Raw genomic sequence first — 15451 nt, 5'->3', positions numbered from 1 at the left:
CCGGGTGATCACGCCGGGCATCACGCCCAGGTGATCAGCCGCTTCGGCTGCTCCAGGATCGCGGCGACGTCCGCCAGGAACTTGGAGCCCAGCTCGCCGTCGACCAGGCGGTGGTCGAAGGAGAGGGCCAGGGTGGTGACCTGGCGCGGCTTCACCTTGCCCTTGTGGACCCACGGCTGGAGCTTGATCGCGCCGACCGCGAGGATCGCGGACTCGCCGGGGTTGAGGATGGGCGTGCCGGTGTCGACGCCGAAGACGCCGACGTTGGTGATGGTGAAGGTGCCGCCCTGCATGGCCGCCGGAGTGGTCTTCCCCTCGCGGGCCGTGGCGACCAGCTCGCTCAGCGCCTTCGAGAGCTCGGGCAGGGTCCGGTCGTGCGCGTCCTTGATGTTCGGCACGATCAGACCGCGCGGGGTGGCCGCGGCGATGCCCAGGTTCACGTAGTGCTTGAGGACGATCTCCTGGGCCGCCTCGTCCCAGGACGCGTTGATCTCCGGGTTGCGCTTGACCGCGACCAGGACCGCCTTGGCGACGAGGAGCAGCGGGTTGACCCGCAGGCCCGCCATGTCCTTGCCGGACTTGAGTTCCTCGACCAGCTTCATCGTGCGCGTGATGTCGAAGGTCACGAACTCGGTGACGTGCGGGGCGGTGAAGGCCGAACCGACCATCGCCGCCGCCGTGGCCTTCCGCACGCCCTTGATGGGGACGCGGGTCTCCCGGGCGCCGGACGCCACGGAGGCCTCCGCCGCGGGCGCGGCAGCCGGGGCCGCGACGGGCGCCGGAGCCTGGACCGGGGCCGGGGCCTCGACGGCCGGGGCGGGCGCCGGGGCGGCGGCCGCGTGGACGTCCTCACGGGTGATGATGCCGTCCGGGCCGGTCGGGACGACCGTCGTCAGGTCGACGCCGAGGTCCTTGGCGAGCTTGCGGACCGGCGGCTTGGCCAGCGGCCGGCCGGCCCCCGCCGCGTGCCCGTTGAGCTGCCCGGGTACGGAGACGGGTGCCTGCTGTACGGAGACGGGGGCCTGCTGCGCGGGGGCGGGTGCCTGCTGTGTGGCGACGGGAGCCTGCTGCGCGGGGGCGGCGGCCGGGACCGCCTCCCCCGCCGCCTTGCGGGGGCGGCGCTTGGTGGAGCCGGCGGCCACGCCGTAGCCGACGAGGACCGGCTGGCGGCCCTGCGGCTCGTCCTCCTCCCCGGCCTCCACCGGTGCCTCCGCCGGTACGGCCTGGGCCGCCACGGACTCGGTCACCGGGGCCGCCGGGGCGGGGGGCGCGTCGCCGCCGACGTTCACCGAGATGATGACCTGGCCGACGTCGACCGTCGTGCCCTCGGGGAAGCACAGCTCGTGGACCGTGCCGTCGAACGGGATCGGCAGCTCGACGGCCGCCTTGGCCGTCTCGACCTCGCACACGACCTGTCCGTCGGTGACGGTGTCACCCGGCTGGACGTACCACTTGAGGATCTCGGCCTCGGTGAGGCCCTCGCCCACGTCGGGCATCTTGAATTCGCGGATCGTCACGGTGCTCTCCTCAGTACGCCAGCGAGCGGTCGACGGCGTCGAGCACGCGGTCGAGACCCGGCAGGTACTCCTCCTCCAGGCGCGCCGGCGGGTACGGCGCGTGGTAGCCGCCGACCCGCAGGACGGGGGCCTCCAGGTGGTAGAAGCAGCGCTCGGTGATCCGGGCGGCGATCTCCGCGCCGGAGCCGAAGAAGACCGGGGCCTCGTGGACGACGACCAGGCGACGGGTCTTCTCGACCGAGGCCTGGAGGGTGTCGAAGTCGATCGGGGAGATCGAGCGCAGGTCCACGACCTCGACGGACCTGCCCTCCTCGGCGGCGGCCGAGGCCGCCTCCAGACAGGTCTTCACCATCGGGCCGTAGGCCACCAGGGTGAGGTCCGTGCCCTCGCGGGCGACCCGGGCCTTGTGCAGCTCGCCGGGGATGGCCTCGGTGTCGAGCTCGCCCTTGTCCCAGTAGCGGCGCTTGGGCTCGAAGAAGATGACCGGGTCGTCGCTCTGGATCGCCTGCTGGAGCATCCAGTAGGCGTCGGAGGGGGTGGCGGGGGTGACGACCTTGAGGCCCGCGACGTGCGCGAAGAGCGACTCGGGGGACTCCGAGTGGTGCTCGACGGCGCCGATGCCGCCGCCGTACGGGATGCGGATGACGACCGGCACCTTCACCGCGCCGAGCGAGCGGGCCCGCATCTTCGCGAGCTGCGTGACGATCTGGTCGTACGCGGGGAAGACGAAGCCGTCGAACTGGATCTCCACGACCGGCCGGTAGCCGCGCAGCGCGAGGCCGATGGCGGTGCCGACGATGCCGGACTCGGCGAGCGGGGTGTCGACGACCCGGTCCTCGCCGAAGTCCTTCTGGAGGCCGTCGGTGATCCGGAAGACGCCGCCGAGCTTGCCGACGTCCAGGCCCATGACGACGACCTTGGGGTCGGTCTCCAGGGCCGTGCGCAGCGACTCGTTGAGCGCCTTCGCGAGGGAAAGCTTCTGAACAGCCATGGTTACTCGGCCTCTCCGTCCGCGAAGGACGCCTGGTAGGCGGCGAACTGCGCGCGCTCCTCGTCGACGAGCGCGTGCCCGTCCGCGTACACGTTGTCGAACATCGCCATGTGCTCCGGTACGGGCATGGCGCGGACGACCTCGCGGACCTGCTTGCCGAGGGCCTCGCTCTCCGTCTCCAGCTCCTCGAAGAAGGCCGCGTCGGCGTGGCCCTCGTTCTCCAGGTACGCCCTGAGGCGCAGGATCGGGTCCTTGGCCTCCCACGCCTCGCGCTCCGCGTCGCGGCGGTAGCGGGTCGGGTCGTCGGAGGTGGTGTGGGCGGCCATCCGGTACGTGAACGCCTCGATCAGCGTCGGGCCCTCGCCGCGGCGGGCGCGCTCCAGGGCCGAGCGGGTGACCGCGAGGCAGGCCAGGACGTCGTTGCCGTCGACCCGGACGCCGGGGAAGCCGAAGCCGCGGGCGCGCTGGTAGAGCGGGACGCGGGTCTGCTTCTCGATGGGCTCGGAGATCGCCCACTGGTTGTTCTGGCAGAAGAACACGACCGGGGCGTTGTAGACCGCGGAGAAGACGAACGACTCGTTGACGTCGCCCTGGCTGGAGGCGCCGTCGCCGAAGTACGCGAGCACGGCGGAATCCGCGCCGTCCTTGGCGATGCCCATGGCATAACCGGTGGCGTGCAGGGTCTGCGAGCCGAGGACGATCGTGTACAGGTGGAAATTGTTGCTGTTGGGGTCCCAGCCGCCGTTGTTCACGCCGCGGAACATGCCCAGGAGGTTCGTCGGGTCGACGCCCCGGCACCAGGCGACGCCGTGCTCGCGGTAGGTCGGGAAGACGTAGTCGTCGTCCCGCAGCGCACGGCCCGAACCGATCTGGGCGGCCTCCTGCCCGAGGAGCGAGGCCCACAGGCCCAGCTCGCCCTGGCGCTGGAGGGAGGTGGCCTCGGAGTCGAAACGACGGGTGAGGACCATGTCGCGGTAGAGCCCGCGCAGTTCCTCGGCGCTCAGGTCGATGTCGTAGTCGGGGTGCTGGACGCGCTCCCCTTCGGGCGTCAGGAGTTGGACGAGCTCGGGCTCCGTCGCTCCCGCCGCGGCGCGCGTGCTCGTCTTCTTGGTGGTGCTCGGGCTCGCGCTTGCGGTGCGCTTGGTGCCGCTGCTGCGTCGCGTCGTCTTGCGCGCGGCAGTGCTCTCCACGGTCACGTGCGTGCTCCTCCGTCGGTCCGGCCTCCGGGTTCGCCGGTGGGGCCAGTGCGGCTCTCCGCCTTATCCGTACCCTTCGCACGGGGTGGGTGCGACGCGGCCGGGGTCGGGCGTGACAAGTGTCCCGGCGAGCGCCCTGTCATAGGCACGTTACCCACAGCGCGGCATTACCGCGAAACCCCTCTTGACCTGCGATTTTGCTTGGATTTCCAAGTAAATCGAGAAAAGCGGGAACAGCGGCTGGTCAGCGCGTCGGCAACGGCTTGGAGGGCCGCCGGAACAAGCGGCACGTTATCCCGCGCACCCCGGGCGCGGGAAGAGCCAATATGTGAGACTGACTGCGTGCGCGAAGAAGGAAAAATCCGGGTATTTCTGCTGGACGACCACGAGGTGGTCCGGCGCGGCGTCCACGAGCTGCTCTCCGTGGAGGACGACATCGAGGTGGTCGGCGAGGCCGGCACGGCGGCGGACGCGCTGGTCAGGATCCCCGCGACCCGTCCGGACGTCGCGGTGCTCGACGTCCGGCTCCCGGACGGCAGCGGGGTGGAGGTGTGCCGGGAGGTCCGCTCCCGGGACGAGGGCATCAAATGCCTGATGCTGACCTCGTACGCGGACGACGAAGCACTCTTCGACGCGATCATGGCCGGGGCCTCGGGGTACGTCCTCAAGGCCATCCGGGGGAACGAACTCCTGAACGCGGTGCGGGACGTGGCGGCCGGCAAGTCGCTGCTCGACCCGGTGGCGACCGCCCGGGTCCTGGAACGGCTGCGCGACGGGAACGCTCCCAAGGGTGACGACAAGCTCGCTAACCTGACGGAGCAGGAGCGCAGGATCCTGGACCTGATCGGCGAGGGCCTGACCAACCGGGCCATCGGCGAGCGGCTCCACCTCGCGGAGAAGACCATCAAGAACTACGTCTCCAGCCTGCTGTCGAAGCTGGGCATGGAGCGGCGCTCGCAGGCCGCGGCGTACGTGGCGCGAATGCAGGCCGAGAAGCGCTGACCGGTCCGCTTCGGGACCTACGGCCCCCTTCCGAGGGGGCGGGGGCCCCTTTTCGGACACGCGGCGGTGACGGAGAGTGGAAGTCATGTCCACCGACGAGATCCGCGCCCTCGAGTTGCTGAACCGCGTGTCGTACGGCCGGGTGGCGACGAGCCTGCGGGCGATGCCCTTCGTCGCCCCGGCCCGCCACGTCGTGGTGGACGGCCGGGTGCTGCTCCGGATGCACGAGGGCCTCGGCTACCACGAGGCCTGTGACGGCAGCGTCGTGGCGTACGGGGCGGACAACTTCGGTTCGGGCTCCGAGCACATCTGGACCGTGCAGTTCAGCGGCACCGTGCGGGTCGTGGAGCCGACCCCGCGGGAGCGGGCGGCCTTCGGTCCGGAACCGGAGCTGGTGGACGGCGAGCCCTTCGCGCCGGTCTACATGCGGATCGAACCGCAGTTCGTGACGGTGCACGCGCTCGACTACGCGAGCGGGACCGCCGGGGTCCGGCCCGCGGCCCGTTCCGTGGGGCGACACCTCCACCACGTAGCGTGATCTAACATCTGGCGAGTGCCGCGCTCATCTGAAACCCTCCCTTCTCCGATCGTCGCCCCGCCCGTCGACGTGCTGCTGCGCCGGCACCGCCACGCCGGTGAGCCGCTGGCCTGCGTGCCGGTCACCGAGGGGCTGCTCAACCGCGGCTTCCGGCTCACCACCACCCGCGGCACCTACTTCCTCAAGCAGCACCTGGACGCCGCCACCGCCGACCGGGCCACCGTCGTCCGCCAGCACCGTGCCACCCAGCGCCTGCACGCCCTCGGCCTGCCCGTCGCCCCGCCGCTCGCCGACGCCCGGGGCCGTACGGTCGCCGTCGTCGGCGGCCACTGCTACGCCCTGCACCCCTGGGTCGAGGGCCGCCACCGGGACGGCGGCCAGCTCTCCACCGGCGGCTGCCGCCGTCTCGGCACCCTCCTCGGGCAGGTCCACACCGCGCTCGACCGGGTCATGGGCGCTCCCGGGCCCGACGGGGCGCCCGGCGGGACGGACGCGTGCGCGAGCGCGGACCCCCAGGACACCTTCCGGGCCATCGACGAGCTGATCCGCCTCGTCCGCGCGCACCGCCCCCGCGACAGCTTCGACGCGCTCGCCGAGCACCGGCTCAGGGAGCGCAGGGCGCTGCTCGCCCGGCACGCCCATCACCGGCCGCCGGCCGCCTCGGCCGCCGGCTGGGTGCACGGCGACTTCCACCCGCTGAACCTGCTCTACCGGGGCGCGGAGCCCGCCGCGATCGTCGACTGGGACCGGCTGGGGCTCCGCCCGAGGGCCGAGGAGGCGGTCAGGGCGGCCGCGATCTTCTTCGTACGGCCGGGGGGCGAGCTGGCCCTGGGGAAGGTGCGGGCCTACGCGCGCGCGTACCGGCGGGCGACGGGCGCCGACGGCGCCGAGCTGGCGGCGGCGGCGCACCGGGTGTGGTGGGAGCGGCTCAACGACTTCTGGACCCTGCGCTGGCGCTACCAGCTCCACGACCGGAGGGCCGACGCGCAGTTCCCCGCAGTGTCGGCCCTGGCGGTCTGGTGGACCCGCGAGTACGAGACGGTACGGGAGGCCTTCGCGGGGTGAGCACCGGGCTCTGCGGGGGCCCTGGTGGGGGCCGGTCCTGGTGGGGCCGCCCCCGACCGAAGGCCGGCCCCGTGGAAGCCCGTCCCGTCAGCCCGCCTCGCCCGTGGCCGTCGGCTCGGTGCCCGGGTCGCCGGTGTCGCCGCCGTCGCCGCCCCCGGTGGGGTCGCCGGTCGGCTCGGTGACCGGCGGGGTCGTGGGACCGGTCGTCGGGTCGACCGTCTTCGTGGGCGTGTCCGTGGGCTCGACCGGCGGCGTGGTGGTCGGCTCGGTCGGCGTCTCGGTGGACGGCGTGCCCGTGGGCCACTCCGGCTGCCGCGTCGGCTGCTCGGTCCACGGCTCCCGCGTCGAGCCGCCGGTGGACGTGCCCGGGTCCTGCGTCTGGTCCTGGGTCGGCTCCTTCGAGGGCGTGGGCTCCTCCGAGGGCGTCACCGACGGCGAGGTGGTGATGGTCGGCTTCTTGTTGTTCTCCGTGCCGCCGCCGCCGTTCCCGCCCGTCTTGCTGAGGGCGAACGCGACTCCGGCGATCACGGCGACCACCGCGAGCGCGGCGAACAGCCACATCTTGCCCCGGCCGCCGCTGCCGCCGCCCTGCGGCCCGTACGCACCGCCCTGGCCGTAGCCCCCGCCGCCCGTACCGCCGTCGTAGCCGCCGTCGTCGGGGTTCATCGGCGGGAGGATCGGGCCCTGCGCGGTCTCGCCGTGCGTCGGGTGGCCCATCGCGGCCGTCGCGGCGACGCCGCCGGCCGGGGTCCGGCCGCCCTCGTGCGCCTCGATCGGGCCGGTGTTCCACGTGCCGGTGTAGCCGCCCTGCTGCTGGAGCATCTGGAGGGCGTACTGGATGAGCCCGCGCATCTCCTCCGCGCTCTGGAACCGGTCGTCCGGGTCCTTCGCGAGCGAGCGCATCACCAGGCCGTCCAGCTCCGGCGGCACGGATCCCGTCACGTCGGACGGCGGGACCGGCGCGTCCTGGACGTGCTGGTAGACGACGGACAGCGGGGTCTCGCCGGTGAAGGGGGGCCGCAGCGAGAGGAGCTCGTAGAGGAGGCAGCCCGTCGCGTACAGGTCGGAGCGGTGGTCGACGGCCTTGCCGAGCGCCTGCTCGGGGGAGAGGTACTGCGGCGTGCCCATGACCATGCCGGTCTGGGTCATCGTCGACTGCGCGCCGTGCAGGGCGCGGGCAATGCCGAAGTCCATGACCTTGACCGCGCCGCCGTGGGTGATGATCACGTTCGCCGGCTTGATGTCGCGGTGCACGATGCCGTGCTGGTGCGAGTAGGCCAGCGCCTCCAGGACCCCGGAGACGATGATCAGGGCCTGCTCGGGACCGGGCGCCTCGGCGCTCAGCAGCAGGTCGCGGATGGTGCGGCCCTCGACCAGCTCCATCACGATGTACGGCACGGGGCGGCCGCCCACCAGGTCCTCGCCGGAGTCGTACACGGCAACGATCGCGTGGTGGTTGAGGCCGGCGACGGACTGCGCCTCGCGCGTGAAGCGGGCCTTGGAGACCGGGTCCTCGGCGAGATCGGCGCGCAGCAGCTTGACGGCCACGGTGCGGCCGAGCCGCACGTCCTCCGCCGCGAACACCTCGGCCATGCCGCCGCGTCCCAGACGGTGCGTCAGACGGTAACGTCCGTCGCCGACGACTCCGCCGACGCCCCAGGATTCGGCGGACGCGTCCGGCACACCGCCACCTGCTCCGGATTCGGGTGCCATCAGTCCTCGCCGTCGTCTGTCGTGCCGTGTCCAGTCGTCACGCTACAGGCTCCGTGCGACATCACGGTCCGAGATGGACCGGCCATCCAATCCCGTTCACGTACACCTGTGCAAATTCGACGCATTCCCGCACCGGTTCGGAAACGCTTCCTGTGCGGAGGGTCACGTAACGGGCACCCGGCTTGACGTGTCACCGCCCTGGGGCAGACTTGGCCGGGAAATCCATGTCGACGCCGCCACGCGCGCGTGTAGGGGGAGCACAGATGAGCCAGGACGGCGGACAGGGCCGCTACGCGGGCGGTTCGGTCGCGGGCGGCCGGTACAAGCTGCGCGACCTTCTCGGCGAGGGCGGCATGGCGTCGGTGTACCTGGCGTACGACACCGCCCTCGACCGGCAGGTCGCCATCAAGACGCTGCACACGGAGCTCGGCCGGGAGCAGTCCTTCCGCGAGCGGTTCCGGCGCGAGGCGCAGGCCGTCGCGAAGCTGTCCCACACCAACATCGTCTCGGTCTTCGACACCGGCGAGGACACCCTCGACGGCGCCGTCATGCCGTACATCGTCATGGAGTACGTGGAGGGGCAGCCGCTCGGCTCGGTCCTCGCGGCGGACGTGCGGCAGTACGGCGCGATGCCGGCCGACAAGGCGCTGAAGGTCACGGCCGACGTCCTCTCCGCGCTCGAGGTCAGCCACGAGATGGGCCTGGTCCACCGCGACATCAAGCCGGGCAACGTGATGACGACCAAGCGCGGCGTGGTCAAGGTCATGGACTTCGGCATCGCGCGGGCCATGCAGTCGGGGGTCACCTCGATGACGCAGACCGGCATGGTCGTCGGCACCCCGCAGTACCTCTCCCCCGAGCAGGCCCTCGGCCGCGCGGTGGACGCCCGCTCCGACCTCTACTCGGTCGGCATCATGCTCTTCCAGCTCCTCACGGGCCGTCTCCCCTTCGACGCCGACTCCCCGCTCGCCATCGCGTACGCGCACGTGCAGGAGGAGCCGGTCGCCCCGTCCTCCGTCAACCGCTCGGTGACGCCGGCGATGGACGCGCTCGTCGCCCGCGCGCTGCGGAAGAACCCGAACGAGCGGTTCCCGAGCGCGGCGGCCATGCGCGACGAGTGCCTGCGGGTCCTGTCGGCCGGGCAGACCGGCGCCCCCGTGATCGTCGCGGGCGGTCCGGTCAGCAGCGGCGCGGGCGTCGGCTCGGCGGTCTTCCCGCCGGTCGGCCAGGCCCCGCCGCCGGGCCCGCACTCCGGTCCGCACGGCATGCAGCCGCCGTACATGGCGCCGACGCCGCAGCCGGGCCCCTACGGCCCCGCGACCCACGCACCCGCCCCCTCCTACGGCTACCCGCAGCAGGCCCCGACGCCCGCCCCGTACGCCCAGGCCCCCACGCCCGCGCCGTACGCCCAGGTGCACGCGCCCGCCCCGGCGGGTGGCGGCTCCCGGCGGAACACGCCGGTGCTGGTGGGCGTGATCGCGGTCGCCGTGCTCGCGATCGGCGGCCTGATCGTGGGGCTCAACCTGGACAAGGGCGACGGGAAGGACCCGCAGGCCGGGCCCACCGGCGGCACGGACACCCGGCAGAGCGAGTCGGCGGCGCCGGGCCACAAGGGACCCGACCTGACCAAGACCATCGACGCGAAGAAGTGCACCCAGCCGAACGAGTCGCGCAACGACCCCGAGAAGTTCGAGGTGCCCAACTTCAAGTACCGGAACATCCAGTCGGTGAAGGACTGCGTCCAGGCCGCCGGGTGGAAGATCAAGGTCGAGACCCCGGTGGACGAGGCGACGTACGGCGAGGGCACGGTCCTGGAGCAGTACCCGCCGACGGGCACGGACATCACCGCCAAGGACGCGGAGTTCACGCTCCAGGTCTCGACGGGCAACCCGCCGCAGTAGTCCCGGCGGCCTCCGCCCCCTCCCGGGCGCACATCGGGTGCCGGAATCGTCCCGACATGTGACGCTGAGTCGAACACCTCGGCGGCTCGGTACGGGAGGGGGTCACGCGGTGACTCCAGCACTCGACGGGGCACGGGCGAGAGCCCTGCGTCCCGCGCTCACCTGCGCTTTCGTCTGCGCCTGCGCCCTGTACGCCGCGCCCCCCGCGCGCCCGGCGGAGCCTCCCGGCGTCGCGGCGAGCGCTGCGGCGGCGGCCATGGTCCCCGTGCCTGCGCCCCCGGGCGCCACCCCGGCGCCCGCTGCCTCCTCCGCGCCCCCTCCGGAGGCGCCCCCCGCGACCGCCTCGACGTCCGCCCCCGTCTCCGCCTCCCCTCCCTCCTCGGCTCCGGGCTCCGGTTCCGGCCACGGCCCCGGTTCCGGCCCCAGCCCCCGCCCCGGCTCCGGCTCCACTTCCGCCTCCGCTCCCGTCCCGCCGGGGCGCGCCGGAAGCGCCGCCCCGTCGGCCCCCGCGCCCGCCGCCGTCACGGTCCCCGGCGCTCCCGCCCCGGAGGCCGCCGCCCCGGAGCCCTCCGCCTCCCTCGCGGGCCGGCCCGCCGCCGAGGGCAGGCTCCGGCCCGGACGCACCGAGACGGCCCCCGCGCCCCGGGAAAGCTCCTTCCGTCCCGAAACCGCTACGGAATCGGAGCCCCGGGAGGACCGGGAGGAGGGGGGCGGAGCGGTACGCGAGGAGGAGCCCGCGCCGCCCGAGGCCGCGCCCGCCAGCCCGCCCGCCGTCGCGCCCCGTGCGGTCACCGAGACCGCCTCCGACCTCGGTGACCAGCGGATTCCCGTACTCACCCTGGGGTTGGGGCTGGCCCTGATGGGGCTCGGAATCGGCTTCCTGGGGCTCCGGATGCGCCGCCGCTGAACCGACGCGGAGGGCCGGGGTCCCCCTTGAGGGGGACCTCCCGCTTCCCTCTCAGGTCGGTTGTCCCGTACGGCATACCCGGTATACATACTGAGTATGTCGATCCGCCACGGGCTCCTCGCCCTCCTCGAACGCGGTCCGCGTTACGGCTCTCAGCTCCGTACGGAGTTCGAGTCCCGCACCGGCTCCACCTGGCCGCTCAACGTCGGCCAGGTCTACACGACCCTCAACCGTCTGGAGCGCGACGGCATGGTCGCGCAGGGCGGCGAGGACGAGGCCGGGCACACGCTCTACGCGATCACCGACGGCGGCCGGGCCGAGCTGAGGACCTGGTTCGAGAAGCCGGTGGACCGCACCAGCCCCGCCCGGGACGAGCTGGCCATCAAGCTCGCCATGGCGGTGGGCGCGCCGAACGTCGACATCCGCGACGTCATCCAGTCCCAGCGCCGGCACACCGTGCAGGCGATGCAGGACTACACCCGGCTCAAGGCCCAGGCGCTCCTGGCCGTCGAGAGCGGCGGGGCGCGGGAGCGGGACGACGTGGCCTGGCTGCTCGTCCTGGAGCAGTTGATCTTCCAGACGGAGGCCGAGGCGCGATGGCTGGACCACTGCGAGTCCCGGCTGATCCGCCTCTCGGCGACCGCGCGCTCGGCCCCGGACGCCCCGGAGACGCCGAACGCACCGGACGCCGGGGCCTCGGGTCCCGTCTCCGCGCCGGTCGCGCGGTCGGGCGCGGACGGCACCCGCACCCGCGCCCGCTCCTGACACCGGGACACGGAGGCGGAGGCGGAAGCCGCCCGCTCGCGGCCCTCTCCGTCCTTCCGTACCTCCTTCCGTAAGCCCTTCCGCACGTCCTTCCGTACCTCTTCCGACCGCACCACCTTCCACCGCACGCTCCGTGCCCGGCCGACCGCCCGGTACGCCCAAGGGGGGAACCCTCCATGTCCGCACAGCAGCCCGTGCTGCAACTGAAGAACCTGACCCGGGTCCACGGCTCGGGCGCCACCGAGGTGCACGCCCTGCGCGGCATCGACCTCGCCGTGTACCCCGGTGAGCTCGTCGCCGTCATGGGCCCGTCCGGCTCCGGCAAGTCCACCCTGCTCACCATCGCGGGCGGCCTGGACTCCCCCACCTCGGGCGCGGTGATCGTCGAGGACACCGACATCACCACCGTCGGCATCAAGGAACTGGCGGCCCTGCGCCGCCGCAGCATCGGTTACGTCTTCCAGGACTACAACCTCATCCCGGCCCTCACGGCCGCCGAGAACGTGGCCCTGCCCCGCGAACTGGACGGGATCTCCGCCCGCAAGGCGCGCGTCGAGGCCCTCGCCGCCCTGGAGGAGATGTCGCTCGGCCACCTCGCCGACCGCTTCCCCGACGAGATGTCCGGCGGCCAGCAGCAGCGCGTGGCCATCGCTCGCGCCCTGGTCGGCGACCGCCGTCTGGTCCTCGCCGACGAGCCGACCGGCGCCCTCGACTCCGAGACCGGCGAGTCCGTCCTCGCCCTGCTCCGCTCCCGCTGCGACGCGGGCGCCGCCGGCGTCCTCGTCACCCACGAGCCGCGGTTCGCCGCCTGGGCCGACCGCGTCGTGTTCCTGCGGGACGGCGCCATCGTCGACCAGACCGTGCGCAGCGAGGCCGACTCCCTCCTCTCGGGCCAGGTGGCGGAGGCGTGAAGACCTGGTTCCACTCCTGGCGGGCCGCGATCCGCATAGCCCGTCGTGACGCCTGGCGCGCCAAGGGCCGCAGCGCCCTCGTCCTCGCGATGATCGCCCTGCCCATCCTGGGCGTCAGCGCCTTCGACCTGACCTTCCGCAGCTCGGAGCTGTCGCCCGCCGAGAAGGTGGACCGGACGATCGGCGCGGCCGACGCACGCTTCGGGGACCCGCAGATGAGCGGCGTGCCGATCCTCCAGGACCCGGAGGGCGAGATGGGCGTCCCGGCCAGGATCCGGGACGACGAGCAGTGGCCGTCGGGCGCCACCGACGTCACCAGGGCCATCCCCGCGGGCTCCACCGTCCTCACGGACCGCGTCGGGTCGGCCAAGCTGACCACGGCCCACGGCCTGCTCCTGACCGAGGTGCGCGAGCTGAAGGCGTCCGACCCGGTCGCCCGCGGCATCATGCCGCTCCTGGAGGGGCGTTATCCGGAGAAGAACGACGAGGTCATGGCGACCTCGCACTTCCTGGAGACCAGCGGCCTGTCGATCGGCTCGACCCTTTCCGCTCGCAACTTCGAGCACCCGTATCGCATCGTCGGCTCCTACGAACTTCCCGACACGCTCAGGACCGATCAGGTCAACGCCCTCCCCGACGCCTTCCTCGCCCCGTACGCGAAGGCCGTCGAGAAGGCCGGTCTGCCGGCCCCGGACTCCTCCGTCTCGTACCTGGTGCGGAAGCCCGGTGGTTTCACGTGGAACGCGGTCCAGGAGATCAACACCAAGGGCGTCCTCGTCGCCTCGCGCGCCGTGCTGCTCGCCCCGCCCGCCGACGCCGACGTCCCGCTCTACCAGCGGGGGAACTGGGGCGACTACGGGGCCGGGCCCGCGGACCGGGCCGCCGAGCTCGCCGCGGTCGCGACCGTCGTGGGCCTGGCGATGCTGGAGATCTGCCTCCTGGCCGGTCCCGCCTTCGCGGTCGGCGCCCGCCGCTCGCGCCGCCAGCTCGGCCTGGTCGGTGCCAACGGCGGTGCCCGCAGCCACATCCGGGCGATCGTGCTGAGCGGCGGTCTGGTCATCGGCATCGCGGCCGCCGTCATCGGCACCGTGCTCGCCGTGGCCCTGACCCTGGCGCTCCAGCCGCTCCTCGAACAGGCGATGGGCCAGCGGTTCGGCGCCTTCGACGTCCGGCCGCTCGAAATCCTCGCCATCGCGCTGCTCGCGGTCCTGACCGGTCTGCTCGCCGCGATCGTCCCGGCCGTCACCGCCTCCCGGCAGAGCGTCCTCTCCTCGCTCACCGGCCGGCGCGGCGTCCGCCGCAGCAGCCGCGTGCTGCCCGTCGTCGGCCTCGTGGCCGTCCTCCTCGGCGGGGCCGTGGCCCTCCTGGGCTCCCTGGTCACCGAGCAGGTCGCCCTGGTGGCGGCCGGTTCCGCCCTCGCCGAGCTGGGCGTCGTCGCGATGACCCCGGCCCTGGTGGGCCTGTTCGGACGCAGCGGACGCTGGCTGCCGCTCTCCCCGCGCCTCGCGCTGCGGGACGCCGTCCGCAACCGGGGCCGTACGGCTCCGGCCGTCGCCGCCGTGCTCGCCGCCGTCGCGGGAACGGTCGCCGTCTCCACGTACATGGCCAGCAGGGAGGCCGAGAACAGGGCCGCGTACCAGCCCACGCTGCCGTACGGCGTCGCCGCCGCCTTCGTCCGCGAAGAGGGCGGCCGGGACGTCCCGGCGGTCCGCGAGGCCGTCCAGCGGTACCTGCCCGTCGACCTGCGCGCCGACGTCGACCGCGTCTCGGTCGGCAAGCCCGGCTGCTCCCCGTGGGGCGAGGGCCCCGGCTGCGGCCGCTTCGAGGTCGTCGTGCCCCCGGCCAACGAGTGCCCGATGTACGCGTCGGTGCCGGGCGGCGGCGATCCCGCGGAGAGGTTCACCCCCGAGCAGCGGCGGAAGATGCTCACCGAGGACTGGCGCTGCAAGGAGGACGGCGGCGGCGGCGGGGTCTACGTCGACGGCGGTCTGCTCATCGGTGACGCCAAGCTCCTCCAGGTCCTCGGCGTCGACGACCCGGGTGCCGTGAAGGCCCTCGCCGACGGCAAGGTCGTCACCTTCGACCGCGCCCAGATCGACGCGAAGGGCACCGTCGGGCTCAAGCAGATCACCGACACCGCCGCCGCCGACAAGGCCATGGAGGAGGGCCGGCCCGTACCCGGCAAGGTCAGCTCCGTGCCCGCCTACCTGGTGCCCGGCGACAAGCGGTCCTACGGGGTCCAGGCCCTGATGACCCCGGCGGCGGCCAAGGCCGCCGGCCTCTCCACCGTCCCGCTGGGCGTGTACGCCGACACCGACCGGCTCCCGGACAGCGAACAGCGGCAGAAGCTCGACGGCGAGATCGCCAAGCTCGGCAGCAACGTCGAACTGCACCTGGAGCAGGGTTTCGTCAACGAGTACGGGATCGTCCTGCTCTCGCTGGCCATCTTCGCCGGACTGGTCACCATCGGCGCCGCCGGCATCGCCACCGGGCTCGCCCAGGCGGACGCCGAGGCCGATCTGAAGACGCTCGCCGCCGTGGGCGCCCCGCCCCGGGTCCGCCGCACGCTCAGCGGTTTCCAGTGCGGTGTCGTGGCCGCGATGGGCGTGGTCCTCGGCTCGGCGGCCGGCCTGCTGCCCGCCGTGGGGCTCCGGCTCACCGAGGAGCGCGACCAGCTCCGGTACCACGAGATGAGCGTCGCCGAGGGCTGGAGCGCCGACACGGCGCCGCCGGACCTGCCGATCGTCGTCCCCTGGGAGACGCTGGGACTCCTGCTCGTCGCCGTCCCGCTGGGCGCCGCCCTGCTCGCCGCCCTCGTGACCCGCTCGCGCGGCGCCGTGGCCCGGCGCGCGGCGACCTGACGTTCTCCGTCGCCCGTCCGTGCCCCTGTACGAGGGTGGATCACCCTCGTACAGGGGCACACCCCGTGGTGAAGCACGTGTACG

12 protein-coding genes are annotated in these 15451 nt (G+C 73.2%); 8 read left to right on the top strand and 4 right to left on the bottom strand.

Annotation, left to right across the window (positions count from 1 at the left end):
- Positions 1-20: 20 nt before the first annotated feature.
- Genes ACFYNX_RS20105 through pdhA form a run of 3 tightly spaced genes read right to left on the bottom strand, consistent with a single transcriptional unit; the run spans position 21 to position 3704 of the window.
- Positions 21-1496 carry a dihydrolipoamide acetyltransferase family protein gene (locus ACFYNX_RS20105; RefSeq protein ID WP_388663409.1) on the bottom strand — a complete coding sequence of 492 codons (1476 nt, stop codon included), beginning with the start codon at positions 1494-1496 and terminating at the stop codon, positions 21-23.
- Positions 1497-1527: 31 nt separating this feature from the next.
- Positions 1528-2508 (bottom strand): alpha-ketoacid dehydrogenase subunit beta, encoded by a 981-nt coding sequence (locus ACFYNX_RS20100; RefSeq protein ID WP_388662944.1) that lies wholly within the window; start codon positions 2506-2508, stop codon positions 1528-1530.
- A 2-nt stretch (positions 2509-2510) separates the two neighbouring features.
- Positions 2511-3704 (bottom strand): pyruvate dehydrogenase (acetyl-transferring) E1 component subunit alpha, encoded by a 1194-nt coding sequence (pdhA, locus tag ACFYNX_RS20095; RefSeq protein WP_125666166.1) that lies wholly within the window; start codon positions 3702-3704, stop codon positions 2511-2513.
- A 342-nt stretch (positions 3705-4046) separates the two neighbouring features.
- On the opposite strand from pdhA, the gene ACFYNX_RS20090 reads away from it, so the two are divergent.
- From ACFYNX_RS20090 to ACFYNX_RS20080, 3 genes are all read left to right on the top strand, one after another.
- A complete protein-coding gene (locus tag ACFYNX_RS20090; protein WP_365539735.1) occupies positions 4047-4706 on the top strand; it encodes a response regulator transcription factor in 660 nt (219 codons plus the stop codon).
- Between the two features lie 85 nt (positions 4707-4791).
- Positions 4792-5244, top strand: a complete 453-nt coding sequence (locus tag ACFYNX_RS20085) for a pyridoxamine 5'-phosphate oxidase family protein (RefSeq protein WP_388662942.1) — start codon at positions 4792-4794, stop codon at positions 5242-5244.
- A gap of 15 nt (positions 5245-5259) precedes the next feature.
- Positions 5260-6309 (top strand): phosphotransferase, encoded by a 1050-nt coding sequence (locus ACFYNX_RS20080; protein WP_388662940.1) that lies wholly within the window; start codon positions 5260-5262, stop codon positions 6307-6309.
- A gap of 87 nt (positions 6310-6396) precedes the next feature.
- Here the strand turns inward: ACFYNX_RS20080 and ACFYNX_RS20075 are convergent, their stop codons facing one another.
- Positions 6397-8022, bottom strand: a complete 1626-nt coding sequence (locus ACFYNX_RS20075) for a protein kinase (RefSeq protein WP_388662938.1) — start codon at positions 8020-8022, stop codon at positions 6397-6399.
- A gap of 263 nt (positions 8023-8285) precedes the next feature.
- On the opposite strand from ACFYNX_RS20075, the gene ACFYNX_RS20070 reads away from it, so the two are divergent.
- The 5 genes from ACFYNX_RS20070 to ACFYNX_RS20050 all read left to right on the top strand — a co-directional run bounded on the left by ACFYNX_RS20070 (position 8286) and on the right by ACFYNX_RS20050 (position 15367).
- Positions 8286-9923, top strand: coding sequence for a protein kinase (locus tag ACFYNX_RS20070; RefSeq protein ID WP_388662936.1), 1638 nt, complete (start codon positions 8286-8288; stop codon positions 9921-9923).
- A 265-nt stretch (positions 9924-10188) separates the two neighbouring features.
- A complete protein-coding gene (locus ACFYNX_RS20065) occupies positions 10189-10830 on the top strand; it encodes a hypothetical protein (RefSeq protein ID WP_388662934.1) in 642 nt (213 codons plus the stop codon).
- Between the two features lie 96 nt (positions 10831-10926).
- Positions 10927-11595 carry a PadR family transcriptional regulator gene (locus tag ACFYNX_RS20060; RefSeq protein ID WP_388662932.1) on the top strand — a complete coding sequence of 223 codons (669 nt, stop codon included), beginning with the start codon at positions 10927-10929 and terminating at the stop codon, positions 11593-11595.
- A 176-nt stretch (positions 11596-11771) separates the two neighbouring features.
- On the top strand, positions 11772-12506 hold the full coding sequence (locus ACFYNX_RS20055) for an ABC transporter ATP-binding protein (RefSeq protein ID WP_365539742.1): 735 nt from the start codon (positions 11772-11774) through the stop codon (positions 12504-12506).
- Positions 12503-15367: an FtsX-like permease family protein gene (locus ACFYNX_RS20050; protein ID WP_388662930.1), complete on the top strand. Its 2865-nt coding sequence runs from the start codon at positions 12503-12505 to the stop codon at positions 15365-15367. Before ACFYNX_RS20055 ends, ACFYNX_RS20050 begins: the two co-directional genes overlap by 4 nt.
- Positions 15368-15451: the final 84 nt, after the last annotated feature.

This window comes from Streptomyces sp. NPDC007872, assembly GCF_042868165.1.
Lineage (GTDB): Bacteria > Actinomycetota > Actinomycetes > Streptomycetales > Streptomycetaceae > Streptomyces.
Note: the sequence above shows the minus strand (reverse complement) of the source record. Positions and strands in the feature narration are given on the sequence as shown.

Excerpts from the sequence above, each read along its gene's own strand:
- ACFYNX_RS20075 (WP_388662938.1), bottom strand. The coding sequence starts at position 8,022 with ATGGCACCCGAATCCGGAGCAGGTGGCGGTGTGCCGGACGCGTCCGCC.
- ACFYNX_RS20055 (WP_365539742.1), top strand. The coding sequence starts at position 11,772 with ATGTCCGCACAGCAGCCCGTGCTGCAACTGAAGAACCTGACCCGGGTC.
- ACFYNX_RS20070 (WP_388662936.1), top strand. The coding sequence starts at position 8,286 with ATGAGCCAGGACGGCGGACAGGGCCGCTACGCGGGCGGTTCGGTCGCG.
- ACFYNX_RS20085 (WP_388662942.1), top strand. The coding sequence starts at position 4,792 with ATGTCCACCGACGAGATCCGCGCCCTCGAGTTGCTGAACCGCGTGTCG.
- ACFYNX_RS20060 (WP_388662932.1), top strand. The coding sequence starts at position 10,927 with ATGTCGATCCGCCACGGGCTCCTCGCCCTCCTCGAACGCGGTCCGCGT.
- ACFYNX_RS20105 (WP_388663409.1), bottom strand. The coding sequence starts at position 1,496 with ATGCCCGACGTGGGCGAGGGCCTCACCGAGGCCGAGATCCTCAAGTGG.
- ACFYNX_RS20100 (WP_388662944.1), bottom strand. The coding sequence starts at position 2,508 with ATGGCTGTTCAGAAGCTTTCCCTCGCGAAGGCGCTCAACGAGTCGCTG.